This window comes from Clavibacter nebraskensis NCPPB 2581 (assembly GCF_000355695.1).
Lineage (GTDB): Bacteria > Actinomycetota > Actinomycetes > Actinomycetales > Microbacteriaceae > Clavibacter > Clavibacter nebraskensis.
On sequence record NC_020891.1, the window covers coordinates 1,580,311 to 1,606,033 of the forward strand.

21 protein-coding genes and 1 pseudogene are annotated in these 25,723 nt (G+C 74.4%); 14 read left to right on the forward strand and 8 right to left on the reverse strand.

Annotation, left to right across the window (positions count from 1 at the left end; genetic code table 11):
• Nucleotides 1-7: 7 nt before the first annotated feature.
• On the forward strand, nt 8-1,756 hold the full coding sequence (cydD, locus tag CMN_RS07470) for a thiol reductant ABC exporter subunit CydD (RefSeq protein ID WP_015490224.1): 1,749 nt from the start codon (nt 8-10) through the stop codon (nt 1,754-1,756).
• Nucleotides 1,753-3,444, forward strand: coding sequence for a thiol reductant ABC exporter subunit CydC (cydC, locus tag CMN_RS07475; protein ID WP_015490225.1), 1,692 nt, complete (start codon nt 1,753-1,755; stop codon nt 3,442-3,444). Before cydD ends, cydC begins: the two co-directional genes overlap by 4 nt.
• Nucleotides 3,445-3,454: 10 nt before the next feature.
• On the opposite strand, the gene CMN_RS07480 is transcribed toward cydC, so the two are convergent.
• Nucleotides 3,455-4,273: an aminotransferase class IV gene (locus CMN_RS07480; RefSeq protein WP_015490226.1), complete on the reverse strand. Its 819-nt coding sequence runs from the start codon at nt 4,271-4,273 to the stop codon at nt 3,455-3,457.
• Between the two features lie 53 nt (nt 4,274-4,326).
• Here CMN_RS07480 and CMN_RS07485 point away from each other — a divergent pair, with 53 nt between their 5' ends.
• From CMN_RS07485 to holA, 5 genes are all read left to right on the forward strand, one after another.
• Nucleotides 4,327-5,832, forward strand: coding sequence for an anthranilate synthase component I family protein (locus CMN_RS07485; RefSeq protein WP_015490227.1), 1,506 nt, complete (start codon nt 4,327-4,329; stop codon nt 5,830-5,832).
• 51 nt (nt 5,833-5,883) lie between these two features.
• Nucleotides 5,884-8,442, forward strand: coding sequence for a leucine--tRNA ligase (gene leuS, locus CMN_RS07490; RefSeq protein WP_015490228.1), 2,559 nt, complete (start codon nt 5,884-5,886; stop codon nt 8,440-8,442).
• Nucleotides 8,443-8,591: 149 nt separating this feature from the next.
• On the forward strand, nt 8,592-9,536 hold the full coding sequence (locus tag CMN_RS07495; RefSeq protein WP_227077663.1) for a ComEA family DNA-binding protein: 945 nt from the start codon (nt 8,592-8,594) through the stop codon (nt 9,534-9,536).
• Nucleotides 9,537-9,859: 323 nt separating this feature from the next.
• On the forward strand, nt 9,860-11,275 hold the full coding sequence (locus CMN_RS07500) for a ComEC/Rec2 family competence protein (RefSeq protein ID WP_227077664.1): 1,416 nt from the start codon (nt 9,860-9,862) through the stop codon (nt 11,273-11,275).
• An 87-nt stretch (nt 11,276-11,362) separates the two neighbouring features.
• Complete coding sequence (holA, locus tag CMN_RS07505) at nt 11,363-12,391, forward strand: DNA polymerase III subunit delta (protein ID WP_015490231.1); 1,029 nt, start codon at nt 11,363-11,365, stop codon at nt 12,389-12,391.
• A gap of 120 nt (nt 12,392-12,511) precedes the next feature.
• Here holA and rpsT read toward each other — a convergent pair whose 3' ends face one another.
• Together rpsT and CMN_RS07515 are read right to left on the reverse strand one after the other, a co-directional pair.
• The gene (rpsT, locus tag CMN_RS07510) at nt 12,512-12,775 is read right to left on the reverse strand and encodes a 30S ribosomal protein S20 (RefSeq protein WP_012038238.1); all 264 of its coding nucleotides are present in this window, start codon (nt 12,773-12,775) and stop codon (nt 12,512-12,514) included.
• A 134-nt stretch (nt 12,776-12,909) separates the two neighbouring features.
• Entirely contained in the window at nt 12,910-13,428 is a 519-nt protein-coding gene (locus CMN_RS07515) for an NUDIX hydrolase (RefSeq protein WP_015490232.1), read from the reverse strand.
• 93 nt (nt 13,429-13,521) lie between these two features.
• Between CMN_RS07515 and CMN_RS07520 the strand changes: the two genes are divergently transcribed.
• The 4 genes and pseudogenes from CMN_RS07520 to lepA all read left to right on the forward strand — a co-directional run bounded on the left by CMN_RS07520 (nt 13,522) and on the right by lepA (nt 18,900).
• Nucleotides 13,522-14,700 (forward strand): pyridoxal phosphate-dependent aminotransferase, encoded by a 1,179-nt coding sequence (locus tag CMN_RS07520; protein ID WP_015490233.1) that lies wholly within the window; start codon nt 13,522-13,524, stop codon nt 14,698-14,700.
• A 9-nt stretch (nt 14,701-14,709) separates the two neighbouring features.
• Nucleotides 14,710-15,969, forward strand: coding sequence for an amidohydrolase (locus tag CMN_RS07525; protein ID WP_015490234.1), 1,260 nt, complete (start codon nt 14,710-14,712; stop codon nt 15,967-15,969).
• Nucleotides 15,966-16,941, forward strand: a pseudogene (locus tag CMN_RS07530) (epimerase). The gene CMN_RS07525 and the pseudogene CMN_RS07530 overlap by 4 nt, the downstream one beginning before the upstream one ends.
• A 111-nt stretch (nt 16,942-17,052) precedes the next feature.
• Nucleotides 17,053-18,900, forward strand: coding sequence for a translation elongation factor 4 (gene lepA / locus CMN_RS07535; protein ID WP_015490235.1), 1,848 nt, complete (start codon nt 17,053-17,055; stop codon nt 18,898-18,900).
• Nucleotides 18,901-18,909: 9 nt separating this feature from the next.
• On the opposite strand, the gene CMN_RS07540 is transcribed toward lepA, so the two are convergent.
• Both CMN_RS07540 and CMN_RS07545 read right to left on the reverse strand, forming a co-directional pair.
• The gene (locus CMN_RS07540; protein WP_015490236.1) at nt 18,910-19,686 is read right to left on the reverse strand and encodes a hypothetical protein; all 777 of its coding nucleotides are present in this window, start codon (nt 19,684-19,686) and stop codon (nt 18,910-18,912) included.
• 224 nt (nt 19,687-19,910) lie between these two features.
• Entirely contained in the window at nt 19,911-20,690 is a 780-nt protein-coding gene (locus CMN_RS07545) for a hypothetical protein (RefSeq protein ID WP_015490237.1), read from the reverse strand.
• 295 nt (nt 20,691-20,985) lie between these two features.
• Here CMN_RS07545 and CMN_RS07550 point away from each other — a divergent pair, with 295 nt between their 5' ends.
• Complete coding sequence (locus CMN_RS07550; protein ID WP_015490238.1) at nt 20,986-21,639, forward strand: DUF1990 domain-containing protein; 654 nt, start codon at nt 20,986-20,988, stop codon at nt 21,637-21,639.
• 21 nt (nt 21,640-21,660) lie between these two features.
• Here CMN_RS07550 and CMN_RS07555 read toward each other — a convergent pair whose 3' ends face one another.
• Nucleotides 21,661-22,362, reverse strand: a complete 702-nt coding sequence (locus tag CMN_RS07555) for an HAD family hydrolase (protein WP_015490239.1) — start codon at nt 22,360-22,362, stop codon at nt 21,661-21,663.
• Between the two features lie 79 nt (nt 22,363-22,441).
• Between CMN_RS07555 and hemW the strand changes: the two genes are divergently transcribed.
• The gene (hemW, locus tag CMN_RS07560; protein ID WP_015490240.1) at nt 22,442-23,665 is read left to right on the forward strand and encodes a radical SAM family heme chaperone HemW; all 1,224 of its coding nucleotides are present in this window, start codon (nt 22,442-22,444) and stop codon (nt 23,663-23,665) included.
• A 15-nt stretch (nt 23,666-23,680) separates the two neighbouring features.
• Here the strand turns inward: hemW and CMN_RS07565 are convergent, their stop codons facing one another.
• Both CMN_RS07565 and CMN_RS07570 read right to left on the reverse strand, forming a co-directional pair.
• Nucleotides 23,681-24,094 carry a VOC family protein gene (locus CMN_RS07565; protein WP_015490241.1) on the reverse strand — a complete coding sequence of 138 codons (414 nt, stop codon included), beginning with the start codon at nt 24,092-24,094 and terminating at the stop codon, nt 23,681-23,683.
• A gap of 10 nt (nt 24,095-24,104) precedes the next feature.
• Complete coding sequence (locus CMN_RS07570; RefSeq protein ID WP_041465488.1) at nt 24,105-24,500, reverse strand: DUF4870 domain-containing protein; 396 nt, start codon at nt 24,498-24,500, stop codon at nt 24,105-24,107.
• 187 nt (nt 24,501-24,687) lie between these two features.
• On the opposite strand from CMN_RS07570, the gene hrcA reads away from it, so the two are divergent.
• Nucleotides 24,688-25,710: a heat-inducible transcriptional repressor HrcA gene (gene hrcA, locus CMN_RS07575; RefSeq protein WP_015490243.1), complete on the forward strand. Its 1,023-nt coding sequence runs from the start codon at nt 24,688-24,690 to the stop codon at nt 25,708-25,710.
• Nucleotides 25,711-25,723 lie beyond the last annotated feature (13 nt).

Consider the following 25,723-nt stretch of genomic DNA (forward strand, 5'->3'; position numbering starts at 1 on the left):
GGGCGCCGTGAAGCCCCTGGATCCGCGGCTGCTGCGGCACTCCGCGTCGGCCCGCACCATGCTCGCCGTGGGCGCCGTCGTGAGCGTGGTGCAGACGGCCGCGCTCGTCGCGTTCTGCTGGTCGCTCACGCAGCTCGTCGTGCGGGCGATCGGCGGTGCGGATCAGGCCGCGCTCGCGCCCGTGCTCGCGCTGGCGGTCGGATCCGCCGTCGTGCGCGGCGCGGCGGCATGGCTCCTCGACGTGACCGGCGCGCGCGGCGCTGCCCGGGTCACGGCCGAGTTGCGCCGGCGCGCGCTCCGGGCGATCGCCGACCTCGGTCCCGCGTGGACGGCCGCCCGCAGCCGCGGGCGCCTCGCGACCATCGTCGGCCCCGGGCTCGACGCGCTCGACCCGTACTTCGCGCGCTACGTGCCGCAGCTGATCCTCACGGCGCTGGCGACGCCGATCGTCGTGGCCGTGCTCCTCCTGTCGGACCCGCTGACGGGCGTGACCGTGCTCGTGACGCTGCCCGTCATCCCCGTCTTCATGGTGCTCGTCGGCTGGGCGACGCAGGAGGTGCAGCGGCGGCAGTGGTCGCGCCTCACCGAGCTCGCGTCCAGCTTCCTCGAGGTGGTCGACGGACTGTCGACGCTGCTGGTCTTCCGGCGCGCGCGGCGGCAGACCGCGCGGATCCGCCGCGTCACCGAGGAGTACCGCGTCGAGACCATGCGGGTGCTCCGGATCTCGTTCCTCTCCGGCTTCGTGCTGGAGCTCGCGGCGTCGCTGTCGGTCGCGCTCGTGGCGGTGTCGGTGGGCGTGCGCCTCATCGGCGGGCAGCTGGACCTCGAGGTCGGGCTCTTCGTGCTGCTGCTCGCGCCCGAGGCGTTCCTGCCGATCCGGCAGGTGGGCGTGCAGTTCCACGCGGCCGCCGAGGGGGTCGCGGCCGCCGACGACGTGCTCGGGATCCTCGAGGAGGAGCGGGCGGCACGCGCGACGCGTCCCGTGCCGGGCCCCGCGACCGCGACGCCTCCCGCGGGCGACGCGCTCGTGATCCGCGACCTCGCCGTCGCACGTGGCGACCGCGCCGTGCTGTCCGGCGTCTCCGCGCGATTCCCGCGCGGCCGCGTCACGGCCGTGACCGGGCCGAGCGGCGTCGGCAAGTCCTCGCTGCTCGGGGCGATGCTCGGCCACCTGCCCGCGGGCGGAGCCGCGGGTTGGATCGACGACGACGCGTCCTCCCTGCGGCCGCCCGTCCCGACCGAGATCGCCTGGGCGGGACAGCGTCCGGGGCTCGTCGCGGGGACGGTGCGCGAGAACGTGGCGCTGGGCGTCGCGGATCCCGACGACGCGCTCGTGCGGCGTGCGCTCGCGCTCGCGGCGGCCGACGGCATCGACCCCGACCTCGTCCTCGGCGTCGGCGGGCAGGGGCTCTCGGGCGGGCAGGCCCAGCGGGTGGCCGTCGCGCGCGCCGTGCATCGCGCGCTCGCGCTCGACTGCCCGCTCGTGCTGCTCGACGAGCCGAGCTCCGCGCTCGACGCGGCGACCGAGGAACGGCTCGCCGCGGGGATCCGCGCGCTCGCCGACCAGGGTCGCGCGGTCGTGGTCGTCACCCACCGCGGCGCGCTCGTGCGGGCCGCGGACGCCGAGCTGCGTCTGGGCGGGGCATCCGGCGAGGACGACGCCCCGGCCGCCGTCGGATCATCGGTCGGCGCTGGCCGCGTCGCTCCCGCCCGCATCGCGCCGGAGCCCGCCTGGCGCGCGCAGGTGGCGCCGTGAACCGGGACGGCGTCCTCCGGCTCGCCCAGCCGCCCACGCGCCGCACCCTGCCCGGCCTGCTGGCGGGCCTCGCGAGCGCGGTCGGCGCGGTCGCGCTCCTCGCGACCTCGGCCTGGCTCATCACGCGCGCGTCCGAGCAGCCGCCGATCCTGTTCCTCGGCATGGCGATCGTCGGGGTCCGCGCCTTCGCGCTCGGGCGCGCCGCGTTCCGCTACCTCGAGCGCATCACGAGCCACGACGCGGCCTTCCGCGCGCTGGCGACGCTGCGCGTGGGCGTCTTCGAGCGCCTCCTCCCGTTCGCGCCCGCCGGCCTCCGCGACACGCGCCGCGGCGATCTCCTCGCCCGGCTCGTCGGCGACGTCGACCGCCTCCAGGACCTCCCGCTGCGCGTCGTCCAGCCGCTCGCGGTGTCGGTGGTCGTGCAGGCGGCGAGCGTCGCGGTCGTGGGGGCGGTCCTCCCGGCGGCGGGCATCGCCCTCGCCGTCGTGCTCGGGGTCGCGCTCGTCGTCGGGATCGGCGCGACCACGGCTCTGGCGGGGCGCGCCGAGACGCGGATCGCGCCGCTCCGCGCCCGCCTGCAGGATCTGGTGCTCGACTTCGTCGGCGGGCTCGACGTCCTGACCTCGTTCGGGGCGGTGGACGATCGCCTCGCCGCGATCGACCGGGCCGCCACCGAGCTCCGGCGCGCGGAGCTGCGCAGCGCCGCGGCGGCGGGCGTCACCACGGGCGTCGTGCTCGCCGGCACGGGCGCGGTCGCCGGGTGGACCGTGCTGCAGGGCGTGCCGGGGCTCGCTTCCGGGACGCTGGACCCCGCCTGGCTCGCGCTGGCCGCGCTGGTGCCGCTCGCGCTCGTCGAGCAGGCGACCGCCGTGCCGCTCGCGGTGCAGGCGTGGCGGCGCGTGCGCACGAGCGCGGAGCGCGTGGCGGGCGTCGTGCCGGAGACGGTGCCCGACGAGATCCCGCGGGAGCCGGACGACGCCGCCGACGCGCAGCCCGTCACCGCCGACGCGTCGCCCGCGGGCACGACGCTCGAGGTCCGCGACCTCGTCACGCGCTGGCCCGGCGCCGACGAGGACGCCCTCGCGCCCGTGTCGCTCGTGGTGCGGCCGGGGGAGACGGTCGTCGTGCGCGGCCCGAGCGGATCCGGCAAGTCGTCGCTCGCGGCCGCCCTCGCCCGCTTCCTCGAGTCGCGCGGCGCCTACGAGCTGGACGGCCGGGACGCCCGGTCGATGCCGCCGTCGGCCGTGCGGCGGATCGTCGGCCTCTGCGAGCAGGCGCCGCACCTCTTCGACGCGAGCATCCGGCAGAACCTGCTCTTCGCGCGCGACGACGCGACCGACGACGAGCTCGTCGCCGTGCTCGCGCGCGTGGGCCTCGCGGACTGGACGGCCGGTCGGGGCGGCCTCGACGCGCGCGTCGGCGACCGCGGCGGCCTCGTCTCCGGCGGGCAGGCGCAGCGGATCGCCCTGGCACGGGCCCTGCTCGCCGACTTCCCGGTGCTCGTCCTCGACGAGCCGACGGCGGACGTCGACGCCGAGCGCGCCCGCGCCGTGCTGCGCGACGTGCTGACGGCCGCGCGCGACCGCGGTCCCGGGGTGCTCCTGCTGACGCACACGGACGTGCCGCACGACCTCGTGGACCGGACGGTCGAGCTGCGGGTCGCCGGCGACCGCGTCCGGACGGAGTGACGCGGCGTCGTCAGCCCGCGGGCAGCTCGCGCCGCAGCGCATCCAGCCGCGTGCGCCACGCGCGCACGCGGCCGGGCTCGGCGGCGGTGGCCGGGCCGTCGATCCAGCCGCGCACCAGGCGGATCCCGTGCAGCGCGCTGACCGCCCACACCTCGCGGCCGTCGAGGTCGGCCGGCCGCACCCGCTCGTGCAGCACGTCGACGCCGAGGGCCGTCGCCAGGGCGACGATGCTGCGCTCGGTGACGCTCGGGATCCGCGGCACGTCGCCCTCGACGACCGCGAGAGCGTCGCCGTGCCACCACAGGATCGCGCTGTAGGCGCCCTCCACGATCGTGCCGTCGGCCGCGAGGATCACCGCCTCGCCCGCGCCGTACCGGGACGCGCGGCTGCGCAGGGCTCCCAGCGCGTGCAGGTCAGGTCCCTTGACGCGCGGCATCGTGCGCGGATCCGGGCCGTCGTGGTCGCGGAGCACCACCGACGCCGTGCGCTCCGGCGCCGGTCGCACGAGGAGCCGCGCGGTGTCGCCGTCGGGCCCGCGGAGCGCCTCGACGCGCGGGAACCACGCGCCGTCCCGGGGCAGCGCGGCGACCGCGGCGTCGAGGAAGGCGGCGGGATCCGGCACGGCCGCGGCCTGCACGCGCAGCGACGCGAGGAAGCGCTGGCGGTGCACGTCGAGCGCGAGGACGCGGCCGTCGTCGACGAGGAACGAGTCGGCCGCGAGCACCCGGTGCCCGGCGGGTCGCGCCTCCTCGAGCCCTCCACCGGCGGGATCCGCGGGTTCCGGCGCCCAGCCCGCCGCGGTCCACCGGAGGATCTTCTCGGAACTCATACCCTTGAGGCTAGGCGGCCACCGGGTGCGCTCACGACACCGGGAGGCCGAGGATGCACGAGGCCGACGCGCGCGCCGCGGGGCAGGTCGTCGGCCGACGGCTGGGCGCATGGCACGACCCGGAGGCGGTGTTCCTCGCGCTCTTCGCGGACGAGCGGGCCGGCGACGTCGCCTGGCTCGACGACTCGGCGGGGGAGGGCTGGAGCTACCTCGCGGCGTCCGCCGGGACGACCGTGGACTGGCCGCGGGGCGTGTTCGCGGGGCTGGCGGGGATGCTGCCCGCGTCCCCGGACGAGCGCTCCGCGCCCGCGCGCGCCGATGCCGACGCCGACGCCCTCCCGGACGGCCTCGCCTTCCGGCTGGGTGTGGTCGGCTGGATCCCGTACGACGCCTGGACCGAGACCGTCCCGCTCCATCACGCCCCGCCGAGCGCGTCCGCCGAGGCCGCAGCCCCGGTGCCCGCCGCCGCACTCCGCGTCGACCGCCTCCTCGCCTTCGACCACGCGGCGGGGGAGGTCTGGGCCGTCGCCCGAGCCGGGGATCCCTGGCCGCGCTCCGTCGAGGAGGAGCTCGCCCGCGTGGCCGCGTCGGGCGCGCGTCCCGTCCCGCGTAACGCGGACGAGGACGCCGACGCCGACGCCACCCTCGTCTGGCGCCACGACGACGCCACCTACCTCGACCTCATCCGCTCCTGCCAGGAGTCCATCCGCCGCGGCGACGCCTACCAGCTGTGCCTCACGAACAGCGCGGCGATCCCGGGAGCCGTCGATGCCGTCCGCGTGCACGTCGCCCTCCGCGCCCTCAGCCCCACCCACCACGGCGCCTTCCTCCGCGTGGGCGGCACGGCCCTCGTCAGCGCGTCGCCCGAGCGGTTCGTGGAGGTCGACGCGCGCGGCACGCTCCGCACCCTGCCCATCAAGGGCACGCGACCCCGCCACGCGGATCCCGCCGCCGACGCCCGGGCGCGCGCCGACCTCCTCGCCAGCGAGAAGGAGCGCGCGGAGAACGTCATGATCGTCGACCTCATGCGCAACGACCTCAGCCGCGTGTGCGTGCTCGGATCCGTGCGCGTCACGAGCCTGTTCGCCGTCGAGGCGTACGCGCAGGTGCACCAGCTCGTGAGCCGCGTCGAGGGGGAGCTGGCCCCGGGCGTCTCGGCCGTCGACGCCGTGCGCGCCCTGTTCCCCGCGGGATCCATGACGGGTGCCCCGAAGTCGGCGGCCGTCGGCATCCTCGCCGCGCTCGAGGGCGGGCCGCGCGGCGTCTACGCGGGCGCGTTCGGCTGGTTCGGCGACGACGGCCGCGTCGACCTCGCCATGGTGATCCGCTCGGTCGTCGTCACGGACGGCCGCGCGACGGTCGGCGCCGGCGGCGGGATCACGGCGCTGTCCGTCCCCGAGGAGGAGCTCGAGGAGGTGCGCGTGAAGGCCGCGCCGCTCCTGGCCGCCGTCCGGGCGGGCCGCCTGGGCTCACCGCGTCCGCCCCTCCCCAGCGCGCCCGATCCGGCCCGACCGGCAGCCCCTCCCACCGGTTCGGGACCGCACCCGCGCGTTCACTAGTCTTGTCGAGGCCTTCACGGCCGCGACCCCCGCATCGAATCGAGAGCGCCCTTGGCACACGAGACCCCCGACACCCCCGGCGACACCTACGACTTCCGCGCCATCGAGGCCGAGTGGTCGGCGGTCTGGGAGCGCGAGCAGCCGTTCCGCACGCCGGACGCGAGCGACAGCCGCCCCCGCAAGTACATCCTCGACATGTTCCCGTACCCCTCGGGCGACCTCCACATGGGTCACGCCGAGGCGTTCGCGCTGGGCGACGCGGTCGCGCGCTACTGGCGCCAGCAGGGCTTCAACGTGCTCCACCCCATCGGCTGGGACTCCTTCGGCCTGCCCGCGGAGAACGCCGCCATCAAGCGGGGGGTCGACCCGCGCGAGTGGACCTACGCCAACATCGAGACGCAGAAGCAGTCGATGAAGCGCTACGGCCTCTCCTTCGACTGGGAGCGCGAGCTCCACACGAGCGACCCCGAGTACTACCGGTGGAACCAGTGGCTGTTCCTCAAGATGCACGAGAAGGGCCTCGCCTACCGCAAGGACAGCTGGGTCAACTGGGACCCGGTGGACCAGACCGTGCTCGCCAACGAGCAGGTGCTGCCCGACGGCACGTCGGACCGCTCCGGCGCCGTCGTCGTCAAGAAGAAGCTCACGCAGTGGTACCTGCGGATCACCGACTACGCCGACCGCCTCGTCGACGACCTCAACCAGCTCGAGGGCACGTGGCCCGCCAAGGTCCTCAGCATGCAGCGCAACTGGATCGGCCGCTCCATCGGCGCGGAGGTCGACTTCGTCGTCGACGGCCGCGACGAGCCCGTCACGGTCTTCACCACGCGCCCGGACACGCTGCACGGCGCGACCTTCATGGTCGTCGCGCCCGACAGCGACCTGGCCGCGGAGCTCGTCGAGGGCGCGTCCGAGGAGATCCGCGAGGACTTCCGCGGCTACCTCGAGCGCACGCAGCGCCTCAACGAGATCGAGCGCTCCACGACCGATCGCCCGAAGACGGGGATCCCGCTCGGCCGCACGGCGATCAACCCGGTCAACGGAGAGCGCATCCCCGTCTGGGCCGCCGACTACGTGCTCGCCGACTACGGCACGGGCGCGGTCATGGCCGTGCCCGCGCACGACCAGCGCGACCTCGACTTCGCGCGCGCCTTCGACCTGCCCGTGCGCGTCGTGGTCGACACCACGCAGCCCGTCACGGGCGCGATCCGCATCATCCCCGAGGACGGCGAGCTGCCCGACCTCGAGGAGGTGCTGCCCGGGCGCACGGGCGTGGCGCTCCCCGGCGAGGGACGCCTCATCAACTCCGGATCGCTGAACGGCCTGAGCAAGCAGCCGGCCATCAAGCGCGTCATCGAGCAGCTGGAGGCGGAGGGCCGCGGCCGCGCCGCGAAGAGCTACCGCCTGCGCGACTGGCTCATCTCGCGCCAGCGCTTCTGGGGCACGCCCATCCCCATCGTCTACGACGCCGAGGGCCGTGAGATCCGCGTCCCGGAGGACCAGCTGCCCGTCCGCCTGCCGGACACCGCGGGCCTCGACCTCACACCGAAGGGCAAGTCGCCGCTCGCCGCCGCCACGGAGTGGTCGAACGTGCCGAGCCCGGTGGACGGGAGCCCCGCCACACGCGACCCCGACACCATGGACACGTTCATGGACAGCTCCTGGTACTGGCTGCGTTTCCTGTCGCCGAACGACGCGACGAAGGCGTTCGACCCGGCCGACGCCGACCGCTGGGCGCCCATCGACCAGTACGTGGGCGGCGTGGAGCACGCCATTCTGCACCTGCTGTACTCGCGCTTCATCACCAAGGTCCTGTTCGACCTGGGGTACGTCACCTTCACCGAGCCGTTCAGCGCGCTGCTCAACCAGGGCATGGTGCTCTCCGGCGGCAGCAAGATGTCGAAGAGCAAGGGCGGGGTCGACCTGGGGAGCGAGATCGACCGCCACGGCGTCGACGCCATCCGCCTGACCATGGCGTTCGCCGGCCCGCCGGAGGACGACATCGACTGGGAGGACGTCTCCCCGTCCGGCTCCGCGAAGTTCCTGGCGCGCGCCTGGCGGCTCACGGGCGACATCACGAGCGCGCCCGAGGTCGAGTGGAAGACGGGGGATGAGGCGCTGCGCCGTGTCACCCACCGCTTCCTCGCCGAGGCCCCCGGCATGCTCGAGGCGTTCAAGTTCAACGTCGTCATCGCCCGCACCATGGAGCTCGTCAACGCCATCCGCAAGACCATCGACCAGGGCCCGGGCGGCGGCGACGCGGCGGTGCGCGAGGCCACCGAGGTCGTCGCCATCGCCCTGAGCCTGTTCGCCCCGTACACGGCGGAGGACATGTGGAAGCGCCTCGGCCGTGAGGGCTCGGTCGCGTTCGCCGGCTGGCGCAAGGCTGAGCGGAACCTGCTCGTCGTGAACACGGTCACGGCCGTGGTGCAGGTCGACGGCAAGGTGCGCGACAAGCTCGAGGTCGACGCGAAGATCGGCGCCGACGAGCTCGAGGCGCTCGCGCGGGAGACGGCGGGCGTCAAGCGGTCCACCGCGGGACGCACGATCGACAAGGTCATCGTGCGCGCGCCGAAGATCGTGAGCATCACCACCACCCCCGCTCCCTGAGGGGAGGCCGGCGACACGACGTCGCGGTGACACGAGGGCGGCCCGGCGACGGGCCGCCCTCGCTCCATCCCAGGGCGGATCCGCGTCGGCGATCCCCAGACCATCCCGCCCGCCCGTGCGTGCCGCCGCGCACCGCCTACCGTGCCCGCATGCGCCCCCTCCGCCGTGCCCGTCCCGAAGCCGCCGACCAGCCGGCATGGACGGGCGACGGCTCGGTGACGGACGGGGCCTGGCCGTCCGACGTCGCGCGGCCGTGGCGTGAGCCACCCGGCGGGGAGTTGGCCGACGAGGAGCCGGCCGACGAGGAGCGGGTCGTCGAGGACGTCCCCGCGCCCCGCGCACCCGCCGATGCGCGTCCGCTGCCCGGTCAGCGGGTGCGCGTCCGGCTCCGTGTCGGCGTCGGGGCGGCGGCCGTGCTGGTCGGGGCCGCGCTCGTGGGGACGATCCTCGTGACCGCCATCCAGTCGGCGGGCGATGCCTCCCCGACGGCACCCGCCGCCGCGCGTCCGAGCTCCGGGGCGAACGCGAGCGCGGGTTCCGGCGCGTCGGACGCTTCCGCTCACGGTGACGCGGCCGGGGACACCGGGGACGAGGACACAGCCGGCGGGGGCGGCGGGGGCGCCGAAGGCGGCGCATCCGCGGACGGCGCGCGGACGCCCATCTACGTGCACGTGGTCGGCGCGGTCGTCTCCCCGGGGCTGTTCCCGCTGGCGCCGGGCAGCCGCGTCGTCGACGCCCTCGCCGCTGCGCACGGCTTCGCCGACGGCGCCGACACCGCGGGCGTGAACCTGGCGCGCGTCCTCTCCGACGGCGAGCAGCTCGTCGTCCCGCGCCAGGGGGAGACGCCGACGGCGGCCCCGGCAGGCCCGGCCGTCGGCGGCGCCGGGAGCGCGAGCCCGTCCGCGCCGGTCGACCTCAACACCGCCACGGCGGAGCAGCTGGAGACGCTCCCACGCGTCGGCCCGTCCCTCGCCGCGCGCATCATCGCCTGGCGCTCCGCGCACGGTCGCTTCGCGCGCATCGCCGACCTGGGACGGGTCCCGGGCATCGGCGACCGCACGCTCGCGTCGCTCACCCCGCTGGTGCGGGTGTGACGCGGAGGCCAGGGGTTCGCGGAGGCTCGCGCGGACCCGCGCGATGGCGGTCGGGTGCGGTCGATCTCCGACTGGCGATCCCCGCAGCCGTCGGCTGGTCGGCCACCGCGCTCGCGATCGGCGTCCGCGGTGCGCCCGCGCCGTCGGCCGTCGTCGCCGCGTCGCTGGCGCTGGCGTCCGCCGGGATCGCCGTCCGGTCGGCCGTGCGCGCGCGGCCGCGAAGCACCGCGACGGGTCCCGCGCACGCCGAGCGGCGCGTCCCCCCTCGGCGGTCACCGCGTGGAGCGGAGGCGTCGGCGGCCCGGTTCCGCCGGGGTGCGGCCGTGCTGGCGGTCGCCGCCGGGGTGACCGCCATGCTCCTCGGGGCCGCCGCCGCCCGGGAGCCGGCGCGCCACCCGGAGACCCTGGACACCGCCGCGCACGCGGACGGCACGGTGGTCGCGGACGCCGTCGTCGACGAGCCTCCCGCCCCGGTCGCCTCGCGTTCGGGGAGCGGCTCCGGCCGCGTCGACCGGGTGCGGATCGTGGCGCACCTCACCGCCGTCCACGTCAGCCGCGAGGTGAGCGGGCGGACGGTGGACGACACGCTGCGGCTGCCGGCCCCGGTGCCCGTCGTGGTCTTCGCCGCCGCTGGCGACCGCGGCGATGGTCCCGGCCGGGATCGGCGGGGCGTGGGGGCCGTCGTGCGGCTGACCGCCGCCGTCCGGCCCGCGGATCCGGGCGGTCGCGCGGCCTACCTCCTCCTCGCGCGCGGCGCACCCGAGCCCGCAGGCGGTCCCGTCGGCCCGCTCGGGTTCGCCGACGGCATCCGCTCCGGCCTCGCCGGCGCCGCCGCCGACCTCGGCGGACCGGGGGCGCAGCTGCTGCCCGGGCTCGCGATCGGCGACGTGTCCGCGGTGACGCCCGCCCTCGCGCAGACCATGAAGGACAGTTCGCTCACGCACCTCACGGCGGTCTCCGGCGCGAACTGCGCGGTCATCGTGGGTCTCGTGCTCGCGCTGGCAGCCGCCGTCGGGCTCCGGCGACCGGCGCGAGCCGCCGCGGCGCTGGCGGCCCTCGGCGCGTTCGTGATCCTGGTGACCCCGCAGCCCAGCGTGCTGCGCGCCGCCGTCATGGCCGCCGTGCTCATCGTCTCCACCGCATCCGGCCGGCCCTCCCGCGGGCTGCCCGCGCTCTCCGCGGCCGTGGTCGCCCTGCTCACGGGTGATCCCTGGCTGGCCCGCGACCTCGGCTTCGCCCTGAGCGTGCTGGCGACGGCCGGGCTCCTCGTGCTCGCGCCCCCGCTCGCGGACCGCCTGTCGCGCCGCATGCCCCGCCGCCTGGCCGAGGCGCTCGCGATCCCGGTCGCCGCGCAGGTGGCGTGCCAGCCGGTTCTCCTCGTGCTGCAACCCGGGCTGCCCGTGCACGGCGTGCTCGCCAACGTCCTCGCCGAGCCCGCCGCCGCCCCCGCCACCATCGGCGGGCTCGTCGCCTGCGTCGTCCTGCCCGTCTGGCCCGCGGCGGGCGTCCTCGTGCTGCGACTGGCGTGGCTGCCCGCATCGTGGATCGCCGCCGTCGCGTCGGTCACGTCGCGTCTCCCGGCGGGACGCGTGCCCTGGGCGGCGGGGCCCGTCGGCGTCATCGCCCTCGCGGTCGCGATCGCCCTGGTCATCGCGGTGGTCACGCTCGGTCGACCGGCAGCGCCGCGACGGCCTCCGGACGCCGTCGCGCGGCCGGGCGACGTCGCCCCGGACGGCTAACCTGGATCCGCCCGACCACCCGCCCACCGCCGGGCCGCCCGGCGCACGTCGACGCACCCGCACCCGCACGCTCCCGGAAGGACCCGCATGGCGACCAGGACGTCCCGCAGCACGGCCGCGAAGCCCTCCGCGGCCATCCCGCAGCTCCCGTGGGATGCGGTGCGGCCGGCGCCCATCGTCCTCGTCTCCGGCACCGAGGCCCTCCTCGCCGACCGGGCGATGCTACGCCTCCGCGACATCCTCACGGCGGAGGACCCCCGCATCGAGGTCTCCGACATCGAGGCCGACTCGTACGCGCCGGGCGAGCTCATCACGCTGGCGAGCCCGTCCCTCTTCGCGGAGCCGCGGCTCATCCGGGTCGTCAACGTGGAGAAGTGCTCGGACCAGTTCCTGCTCGACGCCGTGGCCTACCTCGAGTCGCCGGCCGACGACACGTACGTCGTGTTCCGGCACGCCGGGGGAGTGCGCGGCAAGAAGCTCCTCGATGCCGTGCGCGCGGGCACCGGCGGCGGCATCGAGATCGTGTGCGCGGAGCTCAAGAAGGACAGCGAGAAGCACGACTTCGCCGTCGCCGAGTTCCGGGCCGCGAAGCGCTCCATCACACCGGGTGCCGTGCGGCAGCTCGTCGCGGCGTTCCAGGACGACGTGAGCGAGCTCGCGTCCGCGTGCCAGCAGCTCATCTCCGACACGGCCCACGAGATCACCGAGGTCACGGTCGACCAGTACTACGGCGGCCGGGTCGAGATCAACGCCTTCGCGGTCGCGGACGCGGCTATCGCCGGCCGCAGCGGCGAGGCGCTCGTGCTGCTCCGGCACGCGCTCACCTCGGGCGCGGACCCGGTGCCGCTCATCGCCGCGTTCGCCATGAAGATCCGCACGATGGCGAAGGTGTCGGGCGTCTCCGGCGCGTCGGGCCAGCTGGCGTCGAAGCTCGGCATGGCGCCGTGGCAGGTCGACCGTGCCCGGCGCGACCTGCAGCTGTGGGACGACGCGGGTCTCGGCCGGGCCATCGAGGCCCTCGCCGAGGCGGACGCTCAGGTCAAGGGCGGCGGGCGCGATCCCGTCTACTCGCTGGAGCGCATGGTGCGCACCGTCGCCTCCCGCGGTCGCGACTGACGGTCGCCGCCGACGCCGACGCCGCCGACGCCGACGCCGCCGACCGGCCCGCGATCCGCACCCGGATACGAGGACGGGCCCCGCGCGATGCGCGGGGCCCGTCGTTCACACCAGGGGAGGTCAGCCGATCTTGGCGACCTGCTTGGCGATCGCGCCCTTGCGGTTCGCGGCCTGGTTCTTGTGGATGACGCCCTTGCTGGCGGCCTTGTCGAGCTTCTTGCCGGCGAGGCTGACGGCCTTGACGGCCGCGTCCTTGTCGCCCGCGGTGATGGCGGTCTTGACGGAGCGGATGGCCGTCTTCAGCTCGCTCTTGACGGCCTTGTTGCGCTCCTGGGCCTTCTTGTTGGTGCCGATGCGCTTGATCTGCGACTTGATGTTTGCCACGTGTTATGTCTTCCGTTCGAATTGTCGTCGTATGAGTTGCCGCTCAGCGAGAGAGGGCGCCTGCGGCGATACCGCGTGATCGGGGAGGATCACACGCAGCCAACAGGCGACGATACCAGGTCCCGGCCCGGAAATCAGGCGGCAGGATCCCGCGCGTCGCGGGCCGGACGCGGGACGTCGTCGCCGGGTCGCACGAAGCGGGTCTCGGGTTCGTCATCGAGCGCGTTCTGGATCCGCGCGAGGAAGTCGGCGGACATGTCCGGCAGCGCGTCCACCGGCCACCACGCGACCTCGAGCGACTCGTCGTCGTTGACGCGCGCCTCGCCCGAGACGTAGCGGCAGCGGAACGTCAGGTCGAGGTAGCTGGCGCGGTCGCCGTTCGGGTAGGTGACCTCGCCCGTGGTCCCCACTCCCACCAGCCGCTCCACCTCCACGGTCACGCCGGTCTCCTCCTCCGCCTCACGCCAGGCGGCCACGGCCGGCTCCTCGCCCGGATCGAGGATCCCCGTCACGGGCGCCCACTCGCCGGTGTCGCTGCGTCGGACGAGGAGGACGCGAGGTCCGTCGAGGATCACGGCGGTGACGCCCGAGAGCCACAGGGGAGCGGTGCCGATCCGCTCACGGAGGGAGACGATGAAGTCGGGGATGCCCATCCCGCGAGCCTACCGACGGGCGGCTGGCCACCCGCCCGCCCGCCACGCGCCCGCCCGCCACGCGTTCCCCACCTGCGGAATACGCTCGATGCCGTGCCCCGTCTCGGGCCCCACATCCCGTCCGAGCCCGAGTCGGGCATCCGCCGCATCCTCGAGCTGTCCTTCGAGGTGGACGACGTCGTCCCGCTGCGCGTCGGCGATCGGGATGTCCCCGTCGCGCCGCACATCCGCGAGGCCGCGCGCCGAGCCTGGGCGGGGGACCGCACCGACGACACAGCGAACGCCGGCATCCCGGAGCTCCGCGCCGCGCTCGTGGAGAAGCTGCGTCGCGACAACGGGCTCGACGTGCAGACCGAGCAGGTCTGGGTCACCGTCGGCGCGACGCAGGCGCTGCACCAGGCCATGACGCTGACGCTCGGCGCGGGCGACGAGGCGCTCGTGCCGGATCCCGGCTACACGACCTTCTCGATGGGCGCGCGCATGCTCCAGGCCGAGCCCGTGACCTACCCGCTGCTGCCCGAGCGCGGCTTCCTGCCCGACATGCAGGAGCTCGAGCGGCTCGTCACCGAGCGCACCCGCGTGCTCGTCGTGAACTCGCCCTCGGACCCGCTCGGCGCGGTCTTCCCGCGGGAGACGCTCCGCGAGCTCCTCGCGTCCGCGCGGCGCCACGACCTCTGGGTCGTCAGCGACGAGGTCTACGAGTACTTCGTGCACGACGCCGAGCACGTGAGCGTGGCGAGCCTGCAGGAGCCGGGGGAGCAGCGCGCGCTGAGCGCGTCCTCGCTCTCGAAGACGTACGCGCTGACGGGCGTCCGGGTCGGCTACCTCGGGGTGCCGACCGGCATGACGACCGTGATGCGCACCGTGCAGGAGGCGACGATCAGCTGCGTCAGCGCGCCCGCGCAGTGGGCGGGCGTGGCCGCGGTCACGGGCGACCAGGCGCACGTCCGGGAGGCGGTCGCCCACTACCGCGAGAACCTGGACGCGGCGACGGCGCTGCTGGAGGCCCGGGGGATCCGGCACCTGCGCCCGACCGGCGCGTTCTACCTCTGGATCGACGTGGGCCACGCCTCCGACGGCGACGTCGCCGGGTGGGCCGAGCGGTTCCTGCTGCGCGAGCGCGTGGCCGTCGCCCCGGGCAGCGCGTTCGGCCGCTCGGGGGAGGGCTGGATCCGCGTCTGCCTCGCCGCCGGCCGCGATGTGCTCCTCGAGGGCCTCCGCCGGCTGCACGCGCCCGCGCCCGCGCCGGACTCCGCCGTCCTCGCGTCCTAGGCTCGGATCATGCCCCTCTCCGACAGCACGTCCCCCGTCCGCGCGTCCGCCACCACCGTCACCGCCATCGTCGGCGGCCACGTCGTCCCCGTCGACGGCGCGCCCATCCCCGGCGGCACCGTCCTCCTCCGCGACGGCCTCGTCGCCGCGGTCGGGCTGGCCGCCGACGTCGAGGTCCCCGACGACGCGACCGTCATCGACGCGGCCGGCCGCTGGGTGCTGCCCGGCTTCGTGGAGGCGCACGGCCACGTCGGGATCCACGAGGAGGCCAACGGCCCCGCGGGCAACGACACCAACGAGATGACCGACCCCGACATGAGCTCGGTGCGCGCGATCGACGCCATCGACATCGATGACGAAGGCTTCCGCGACGCGCTCAAGGGCGGCGTCACGACCATCGTCGTGAAGCCCGGCTCCGGCAACCCGATCGGCGGCCAGTCGGTCGCCATCAAGTCGTGGGGCGGCCGCACGATCGACGAGCAGCTGGTCAGCGACTCGGTGAGCGTCAAGAGCGCCCTCGGCGAGAACCCGAAGCGCGTCTACGGCGCCAAGGACCGCACGCCGTCGACGCGCCTGGGCGTCGCCATGGTGATCCGCCGCGCATTCCGCGACGCCGAGGACTACCGCGCCGCCCGCGACCACGCCGCGAAGGAGGGGAAGCCCTTCTCCCGCGACCTCGGCAAGGAGACGCTCGTGCGCGTGCTCGACGGCGAGCTCGCCTGGGACCAGCACACGCACCGCCACGACGACATCGCCACCGCGATCCGGCTCGCCGACGAGTTCGGCTACCGCCTCGTCGTCAACCACGGCACCGAGGGCGACAAGATCGCGGACGTTCTCGCCGAGCGCGGGATCCCCGTGATCTTCGGCCCGATGATCACCTCGCGCTCCAAGGTCGAGCTCCGCGACCGCGCCGTCGCGAACCTCGCGGCGCTGCACCGCGCGGGCGTCCTCGTCGCGATCACGACCGACGCGCCCGTCGTGCCCATCGACTTCCTGGTGCACCAGGCCTCCTTCGCGGTGAAGGACGGGCTGCCGGGCGATGTCGCCCTCCGCGCCATCACGGCGAACCCGGCCGCGATCCTCCGCCTCGACCACCGCGTGGGCGCGCTCACCCCGGGCCTCGACGCCGACGTCGTGATTTGGTCGGGCGACCCGCTCGACGTCCAGTCGCGAGCGGAGCACGTCATCATCGGCGGCAGCACGGTCTACACCTGGGCCGACGGCACGGGCACCACGGTGGAGCGCCGCACGCGCTTCAGCGCATGAGCGACGCACCGGGAACGACCGCCCCGCGCACCGCGGTCGTCGCGGGCGCGTCGGGCTTCATCGGGCAGGTGCTCGTCCGCGAGCTCGCCGAGGAGGGCTACCGCGTCCTCACGATCGGCCGCTCCGGCGCGGATGCGCCCTGGGGCGACGAGGACGGGATCCGCCGCATCGTCGACGGCGCCGACCTCCTCGTGAACCTCGCGGGCAAGAGCGTGAACTGCCGGTACGGCGTCGCGAACCGCCGGGAGATCCTGCGCTCGCGCGTGGAGACGACCGCCGAGCTCGCGCGCGCCGTCGCCGACAGCGCGCGGCCCGTGCCGCTCTGGATCAACGCCTCGACCGCGACCGTCTACCGGCACGCGACCGACCGGCCGCAGACCGAGTCGACGGGCGAGCTGGGCGACGACTTCTCGCCGTCCGTCGGCCGCGTGGGAGCGGGCGTTCTTCGCGCCCGAGCTGCCGTCCACGCGCCGCGTCGCGCTCCGCATCGCGATCGTCCTCGGCCGCGACGGCGCCCTGCAGCCCCTCCTCGGCCTCGCGCGCTTCGGCCTCGGCGGGCCGCAGCTGGACGGGCGCTTCCCCGGCCGCCCCTCGCGGATCCGCGCCGGCGCCCACCACGTCTTCCAGCCGACGAAGGGCCGCCAGGTCTTCAGCTGGTTGCACATCGACGACCTCGTGGGCATCATCCGCTTCGTCCGCGACACGCCCTCCATCGACGGACCGGTCAACGCGTCGAGCCCATCGCCCGTCACGAACCGGCGGCTGATGAAGGTCCTCCGCGGCGCGGTCGGCATGCCCATCGGGCTCGCCGCGAACCGGTGGATGCTCGAGGTCGGCATGTGGCTGTTCCGCACGGAGCCCGAGCTCGTGCTCAAGAGCCGCTGGGTCGTGCCGGAGACGCTCGAGGCCACGGGGTTCCGGTTCCGGTGGCCGGAGCTGGATGCGGCCGTCGCCGACATCGTGCACCGCTGACCGCCACGCGGCACGGTCGGGCCGGTCGGCCGCGCGCCGCGGGGACGGCCCCTCGCGCGACCCGTGGGATGATCGGGGTTCCGCTCCACCGACGAGACCCGTAAGGAACGCGTGAGCCCCCTAGCAACGAAGGCCCTCCGGCCCGCCGCGACCGACCCCGCGTCCATCCGCAACTTCTGCATCATCGCCCACATCGACCACGGCAAGTCCACGCTGGCCGACCGCATGCTGCAGCTGACGGGCGTCGTCGAGTCGCGCGCCATGCGCGCCCAGTACCTCGACCGCATGGACATCGAGCGCGAGCGCGGCATCACGATCAAGAGCCAGGCCGTGCGCATGCCGTGGGAGCTCGACGGGCGGACGTACGCGCTCAACATGATCGACACCCCGGGCCACGTCGACTTCTCCTACGAGGTCTCCCGCTCGCTCGCCGCGTGCGAGGGCGCGATCCTCCTCGTGGACGCCGCGCAGGGCATCGAGGCGCAGACGCTCGCGAACCTCTACCTCGCGCTCGAGAACGACCTCACGATCATCCCGGTGCTCAACAAGATCGACCTGCCGGCTGCCGACCCCGACAAGTACGCGGCCGAGCTCGCGTCCCTCATCGGCGGCGACCCGGACGACGTGCTGCGCGTCTCCGGCAAGACAGGCGCCGGCGTCGAGGAGCTCCTCGACCGCGTCTCCCGCACCATCCCCGCGCCCGTCGGCGACCCGAACGGCGCCGCGCGCGCCATGATCTTCGACTCGGTCTACGACGCCTACCGCGGCGTGGTCACCTACGTCCGCATGATCGACGGGAAGCTCAGCCCCCGCGAGAAGATCGCGATGATGTCGACGCGCGCCACCCACGAGATCCTCGAGATCGGCGTCAGCTCGCCCGAGCCCACGCCGTCCGACGGCCTCGGGGTCGGCGAGGTCGGCTACCTCATCACGGGCGTGAAGGACGTGCGCCAGTCGAAGGTCGGTGACACCGTCACGACGGCCGCGCGCCCCGCGACCGAGGCGCTGCCCGGCTACACGGAGCCGCTGCCGATGGTCTTCTCGGGCCTGTACCCGATCGACGGGTCCGACTACCCCGACCTCCGCGACGCCCTCGACAAGCTCAAGCTCTCCGACGCCGCGCTCGTCTACGAGCCCGAGACGTCGGTCGCGCTCGGCTTCGGGTTCCGCTGCGGCTTCCTGGGGCTCCTGCACCTCGAGATCATCACGGAGCGCCTCTCGCGCGAGTTCGGCCTCGACCTCATCACGACCGCGCCCAGCGTGATCTACGAGGTCACGAGCGAGGACAAGAAGACGGTCACGGTCACCAACCCGAGCGAGTTCCCGGGCGGCAAGATCGTCAGCGTCTCCGAGCCCGTGGTGAAGGCCGCGATCCTCGCGCCCAAGGACTACGTCGGCACGATCATGGAGCTGTGCCAGTCGCGGCGGGGGATCCTGCTCGGCATGGAGTACCTCGGCGAGGACCGGGTGGAGATCCGCTACACGATGCCGCTCGGCGAGATCGTGTTCGACTTCTTCGACAACCTCAAGAGCAAGACGGCCGGCTACGCGTCGCTCGACTACGAGCCCGCCGGCTCGCAGGACTCCGACCTCGTGAAGATCGACATCCTGCTGCAGGGCGAGCAGGTCGACGCGTTCAGCGCCATCGTGCACCGCGACAAGGCCTATGCGTACGGCGTGCTCATGACGGGCCGCCTCCGCGAGCTCATCCCGCGCCAGCAGTTCGAGGTCCCGATCCAGGCGGCCATCGGCGCCCGGATCATCGCCCGCGAGTCCATCCGCGCCATGCGGAAGGACGTGCTCGCCAAGTGCTACGGCGGCGACATCACCCGCAAGCGCAAGCTCCTCGAGAAGCAGAAGGAGGGCAAGAAGCGCATGAAGATGGTCGGCCGCGTCGAGGTCCCCCAGGAGGCGTTCATCGCCGCGCTCTCGGGCGACACGGAGAGGAAGGCCAAGTAGCCCGACCCGTCAGCAGGAGCCGGACGGCTGCAGGGAGCCGGCGGCGATCCACAGATCGAAGGACAGCGCGAGGCCGCCGGGCTCCGCGATGCCGGCGTAGCGGATCTCCGCGCTCCCGGGCACCGAGCAGTACCGGTCGCCCGGGAACGCGGCGACGATGCCCGGCGTCGGTCGGCCCGCCTCCGACCACTCGTCGAAGGAGACGCGGTGGCTGTCGACCCCCCGATCCGGTCGTGCGATGACGGTCTCCAGCCAGCTGAGGCGCTCGTAGACGTACTCGCCACGCCGGTCGACGGGTGGGAAGCCGAGCGTCCTCCATTCGTGGAACGTCATCGTGTGCCAGACCGCGGAGTGCTGGTCCCAGCCGAACCGCGTCCGGACGAGGAGCTCGTCGGAGCCGGGGTGCTGCCAGATCTCCGACGCCTCGGGCAGGACTCCCCGGGACGGCGCGGGCGATCCCGCGCGTCGCCACTGGGCGGCATCCAGCGCCAGCCCGAAGTCGGTGATGCCCACGTGGACGTCGGTGTACACCGTGGTGTCCCACGGGAGGAGCCGGTACGCGACGGTCGCCGGCGTCGGGACGGGGGACCCGTCGGCCTGGTACCGCTCGGTCGTGGCGAAGGCGTAGCCACGGTCCGGGTAGCGCGCGGTGTAGACGAGCGCGTCGGAGAACGGCAACGAGTAGTACGGCCGTCCAGGAAGGGCGTCGGCCGGCGCGGGGAGCGAGACGGCTCCGCCTGCGACGAGCGCGGCGCCGAAGACGAGGGCGGTGATCGAGCGGTGCATGAGGACCTTCCCGGCTGCGGCATCGTCGCCGCGATTCCGACGACCTCCCGAGGAGATCGGAGTCCGCCCGTCGAGTCTCGAGGGCTGCGGTCGGATCTCCACCGTATGCCCCGGGCAGCGAGCTGGCGGCCCAGTCCGGTCACGGATCCGTCTCATCCCTGCCGCACGCACGACGCGCCCCCTGCCTCGAGAGGAGGGGGGCGCGTCGTGCCGTGCGGACGGGCTCAGCAGGTGGCGGGCTTCGGCGATCCCGCGGCGACCCACTCGCCGAACGTCAGCGCCATGCCATCCGGAGCGGCCTGGCCGATGTAGCGGATCTCGTCCGCTCCGGCTGCCTGGCAGAACCTGTCGCCGTCGTAGGAGGCGACCACGGCGGGCGTGGGCCGGGCGAAGTAGTCCCACACGTCGAACGGCACCGGGCCGGTCTCGCCCATGCTCGAGATGGGCCCGACGAGCGTCGGGTTCCACGAGAGCTTCGTGAAGATGCGCGGCGGGGTCTGATCGACCGACGGGTAGCCGAGGTGCGCGTACTCGGCGAAGGTCAGCTGGTGGTAGCCCGCGTTGTCGTCTACCCAGGAGGATCCGCCGTCGACGACGAAGAGCTCGTCCGAGCCCTGGTACTGGAGGATCGTGGCCGCGGGGGTGAGCCGATCCGTGCGCGGTGCGGGGGACCCCACGCGCCGCCACTGGGCGCCGTCGATGTAGGTGGAGAAGGAGGCGGAGCCCGCCGCGGAGACGGCGTAGATCGTCGCGTCCCAGGTGAATCGTCGATAGTCCGTCGGAGCGGGGATCGGCTTGGGGAAGCCGGCCGAGCGCCACGACTCGAAGGACGCGGGCTCGACGTACGGGCGACCGTCGACCGCGGAGACCTCGAAGAGCGTCGAGTCGTAGGGCACCGAGTAGAACGTGCCGCTGGCCGATGCGGCGGATGCGGGGGTCGCGACCGCGAGACCGCCGACGGCGAGGGTGCCGGCGACGGCGAGGGCGGTGAGGGAGCGGAGCATGCGGGAGAGCCTTCCGGTAGTCGACGGAGAGCGTCGGGATGGGATCGGGTGCGGCGCCGGGAGGCCCGTCGTCGTGTGAAGGCTAGGGGGCGCGGAGGTCGTCCCGCGCTCGTCCAGATCACGATCCGGTGACGCTCCGGTGGCCGCTACGGCGCCGGGATGAGAGGCGGGGCGCGCACGTCATCCGCAGGGATGACGCAAGGCGTCGCGCCCCGATCCGGGGGCACGCTGGACCGCGGCGGTCGCCGCGGCCGCACGCGCGGGACGCCCATCGACACGCCGTAGTCTTGACGACATGCGCCGCAGCACCTACACCGCGACCGCCGTCACGTACGGCTCCGTCGGCGGCACCCAGGCCGTCGACCTCATGACCTATCCGCCCGAGGGCTACCGTCCCGCCGAGGCGAGCGCCCGGCTCGGCAGCGGCGACGAGCGCTTCGAGCAGGCCGTCGCCCTCCTCATGACGTGGGGCGTGCAGCGCGGCAGCGGCATCGAGGTCACGCGCATCGAGCAGGAGGTGCCGGACGACCCCGGCTACACCGGCCTCGAGTTCGACGAGGACGGGGTGCCCCAGGTGCCCGTCGACCGGCCGCGGGAGACGCTGTACGGCGACGACGGCACCGCGTGGATCACGTCGGGCACGTCGGCCGTGCTGCGCATGCCCTTCGGTCCGTTCCACCCCGAAGCGCCCGTCCGCGTCGTGTACACCGTGCAGGAGACCGACCGCGTCGGCTTCGCGTACGGCACGGTGCACGGGCATCCGCTGAGCGGCGAGGAGGCGTTCCTCGTCTCCCGGGAGCCCGACGGCAGCGTCTGGCTCACCCTCCGTGTCTTCTCGCGACCGGCGTCGTGGCCGATGCGCCTGGCGAGCCCGGTGCTCCGGATCGTGCAGGGCGTCTTCATGCGCCGGTACCTGCGGTCGCTGCACCCGGCGGTCGCGTCCGCCTGATCCGCCGTCCGCGGAGCGGCCTCAGCGCCCGGCGAGACCGTCCAGGTACGCCATGACCTCGTCGTGGCCGGCCTGGAGATCGGGCACCACCACGGCCGCGTGCGCATCCGGCGACCGGAGCTGCTCGACGTCGTAGGCCCCCGTGGCGACGGCCACGAACGGGAAGCCGGCCGCCTCGGCCGCGACGCCGTCGGCGGGGGTGTCGCCGATGATCACGACCGCGGCCCCGGCCAGCGCCTCCGCGGCGCGGCGCGTGAGGTCGCTGCGGATCCTGGCCTCGTGCCCGAAGAACGACGCGTCCCAGTCGAACAGGTCGACGTCGAGCCCGGCTCCATCGAGCTTGTAGCGCGCGCGGAGCGGCGAGTTTCCGGTGAGCAGCGCGTTCACCCAGCCGCGCGCGGCGACGTCGGTGACGAGCCGCGGCACGCCGACCGGCACCTCGCGCCGACCCGCGCCGTAGTGCTCGACGCGGGACATCCCCTCGAGCTGCTCCCGGACCGCGGCGTGCAGCGACGCGGGCAAGCCGTAGAGGTCGAGCGTCTCCCAGATGATCTGGCCGTCCGTCTTCCCGTGCGCGTGCACGGTGCGGTCCTCGAGCTCCTCGCCCGCGGCGAGCTCGATGGCGCGGTGGTACATGCTCCCGGCGCGCGGGCCGTTGAGCAGGAGCGTGCCGTCGACGTCCCAGAGGACGTGCAGGGGCCGGGGCGAGGGGGCGTCGGTCATGCCCCCATCCTGCCGGAGGAGGAGGCGGATCCCGACGGCGGCGGACCCGGGCGCCTCCCGGCCGGGGGATGATGGACGGATGCCGTCCGCCCTGCCCCTCGCCGATCCCGCCCCCGCCGACGGCCGGCTCCCCGCCTCCGCCGCGGACGGCGCCGAGGCCCGGGCGTTCGGCGTGTACCTGCACGTCCCGTTCTGCCGCGTCCGCTGCGGCTACTGCGACTTCAACACCTACACGGCGCCCGAGCTGCGCGGCGTGAAGCAGTCCGACTACGCGTCGCAGGCCGTGCAGGAGGTGCGCTTCGCCGGATCCGCCCTGCGGGACTCGGGCGTCCCCGCGCGTCCCGCGTCCACCGTCTTCCTCGGCGGCGGCACCCCGACGCTCCTCCCCGTCCAGGACCTCGTCCGCATGCTCGACGCCGTGCGCGACACCTGGGGCATCGCGGAGGGCGCCGAGGTCACGACGGAGGCGAACCCCGACAGCGTCGACGACGCGTACCTCGCGGCCCTCGCGGCGGGCGGCTTCACGCGCGTGTCCTTCGGCATGCAGTCCGCCGTGCCGCGCGTGCTCGCGACGCTGGAGCGCACGCACGATCCCGCGCGCATCGCGCCCGTCGTCCGCGGTGCCCGGGCGGCCGGCCTCGAGGTGAGCCTCGACCTCATCTACGGGACGCCGGGGGAGACCATCGACGACTGGCGCGCCTCGCTCGAGCAGGCGATCGCGCAGGAGCCGGACCACCTCTCCGCCTACGCGCTCATCGTCGAGCCGGGGACGAAGCTCGCGCGGCAGATCCGCCGCGGCGAGGTGCCCGAGCCCGACGAGGACCTCCAGGCCGACATGTACGAGCTCGCCGACCGCCTCCTGGGCGAGGCCGGCTACGAGTGGTACGAGGTGAGCAACTGGGCGCGCGGCGGCCGTCACAGCCGCCACAACCTCGCCTACTGGCAGGGGCACGACTGGTGGGGCGTCGGCCCCGGCGCGCATAGCCACGTGGGCGGCGTCCGCTGGTGGAACGTCAAGCACCCGGCCGCGTACGCCGACCGCGTGCTCGCGGGCGCGTCGCCCGGCGCGGGACGCGAGTCGCTCGACGAGGCGACGCGCGAGGTGGAGCGCGTGCTCCTCGGCGCCCGCATCCGCGACGGGCTGGCCATCCCGACGCTCTCGACGGAGGGCCGGCGCCAGGTCGCCGGTCTCATCGCGGACGGCCTGGTGGACCCGCGTGCCGCGCTGTCCGGCACGCTCGTGCTCACGCTGCAGGGGCGCCTGCTGGCGGACGCCGTCGTGCGCCGGCTGCTCGAGGACTAGGCCGCGGCCGGGGCGTCAGAGGACGACCGCGCCCACCTCGTCGCCGGCCTCGCGCTCGGCGTCGCTGCGCTCCACGCAGAACTCGTTGCCGTTGGGATCCGCGAGCACCACCCAGCCGCTGCCGTCCGCGTTCCGCCGGTCGGCGACGAGCGACGCCCCCAGCCCCAGCACGCGGTCGACCTCCTCGTCGCGCGTGCGGTCGTCGGGCGCGAGGTCGAGGTGGAGCCGGTTCTTCGCGGTCTTGGGGGTCTCGGCCCGCTGCAGGATGATCCCGAGCCCCGAGACGGGGTCGCCGAGCCATGCCACGTCCTCGCCGGGGAGGTTCGGCTCGTCCGGGTCCTCCGCGAAGCCCGTCACGCCGGCCCAGAAGAGGGAGAGCGCGTGCGGGTCCCCGCAGTCGATGGCGACGTGCCGGATCCGGGCGCTCATGGGCGACCGCCTACTTGATCCACCGGATGTTGAGCGGGTAGCGGTACGGCCGCCCGGCCTGCACGCGCGTGCCGCCGATGATCGCGAACACGATGTTGACCACGACCACCGCGAAGATCACGAGGCCGAGGAGGAGGTTGAGGATGATCCCGAGGAAGGGGATGACGAGGAACACCGCCTGCAGCACGTTGAGGGCGACGAGCGCGCCGGCGACGTTGATGGTCCAGTTGGTCGCCTCCTTGCCCTCCTGGTCCGTGAACCGGCCGCGCTCGCGGAAGACGAGCCAGACGATGAACGACGGCACGATGAGGATCGCGAGGAAGTGCGTGAGCGACGCCCAGAGGCGGTCCTCGCTCGGCGTGAGCGGAGCGGGCGCGCCGTACGGGTGGGGATCGGGTGCGGACATCGCGGAGAGCCTCTCGGTGCCGGGCGACGACCGGGGATCGGCGGACGCGGACGGATCGTGGGTGGAGCCAGGCAGCACCGGGCTCATCCACGGTACCGCCGACGGCGCGCGCCCGGCAACGCCGAGCACCCGCGGACCCGCGGTACGATTGGCAGTCAGAACCGACGAGTGCCAGGAGGGAGCCGCCATGGTCTCGGAACGCGGACTCGACGTCCTCCGGGTGATCGTGCAGGACTACGTGTCCTCGCGGGAGCCCGTGGGCTCCAAGTCCATCGTCGAGCGCCACGCCTTCGGCGTCTCGGCCGCCACCATCCGCAACGACATGGCCCTCCTCGAGGAGGAGGAGCTCATCGCCGCGCCGCACACCTCGTCCGGGCGCGTGCCGACGGACAAGGGGTACCGCCTCTTCGTCGACCAGCTCGCCGACGTGCGCCCGCTGACGCCCGCGCAGCGCCAGGCGATCCACGTGTTCCTCGGCGAGTCCGTCGACCTCGACGACGTGCTCGCACGCACCGTCCGCCTCCTCGCGCAGCTCACCAACCAGGTCGCGCTCGTGCAGTACCCGTCGCTCGCGACGAGCCACGTGAAGCACGTCGAGCTCGTGGCGCTGTCCACCACGCGCGTGCTCACCGTGCTCATCACCGACACGGGGCGCGTCGAGCAGCGCGTCGTCGAGCTCGCGGGCGACTCGGACGACGCGTTCCTGGCGGTCATGCGCACGCGGATCAACCAGGCCGTCGGCGGGCTCGGGCTCGCCGAGGCGGCGGCTCGGCTCGAGACCCTGTCCGACGAGGTCGAGCCCGGCCAGCGCGCCGCGGCGTCCGTGCTCGCGGGCACGCTCGTGGAGCAGGTGCTCGCCAACCAGCAGGAGCGCCTGCTCCTGGCGGGGTCCGCGAACCTCGCCCGCACCGAGCGCGACTTCCCCGGCAGCATCTCGCCCGTCCTCGAGGCCATCGAGGAGCAGGTGGTGCTCCTGCGCCTGCTCGGCGAGATGGAGGCCGACCAGCACGGCGTCTCGGTGAGCATCGGCCGGGAGAACGCCCCGTTCGGCCTCGGCGAGACCAGCGTGCTCACCAGCGGCTACAGCTCGTCCGGCGGGGTGCTCGCGCGCCTCGGCGTGCTGGGCCCGACCCGGATGGACTACTCCACCAACATGGCGTCGGTGCGCGCGGTCGCGCGCTACCTCTCGCGCCTGCTCGAGGAGCGGTGACGGCCCCGCGCCG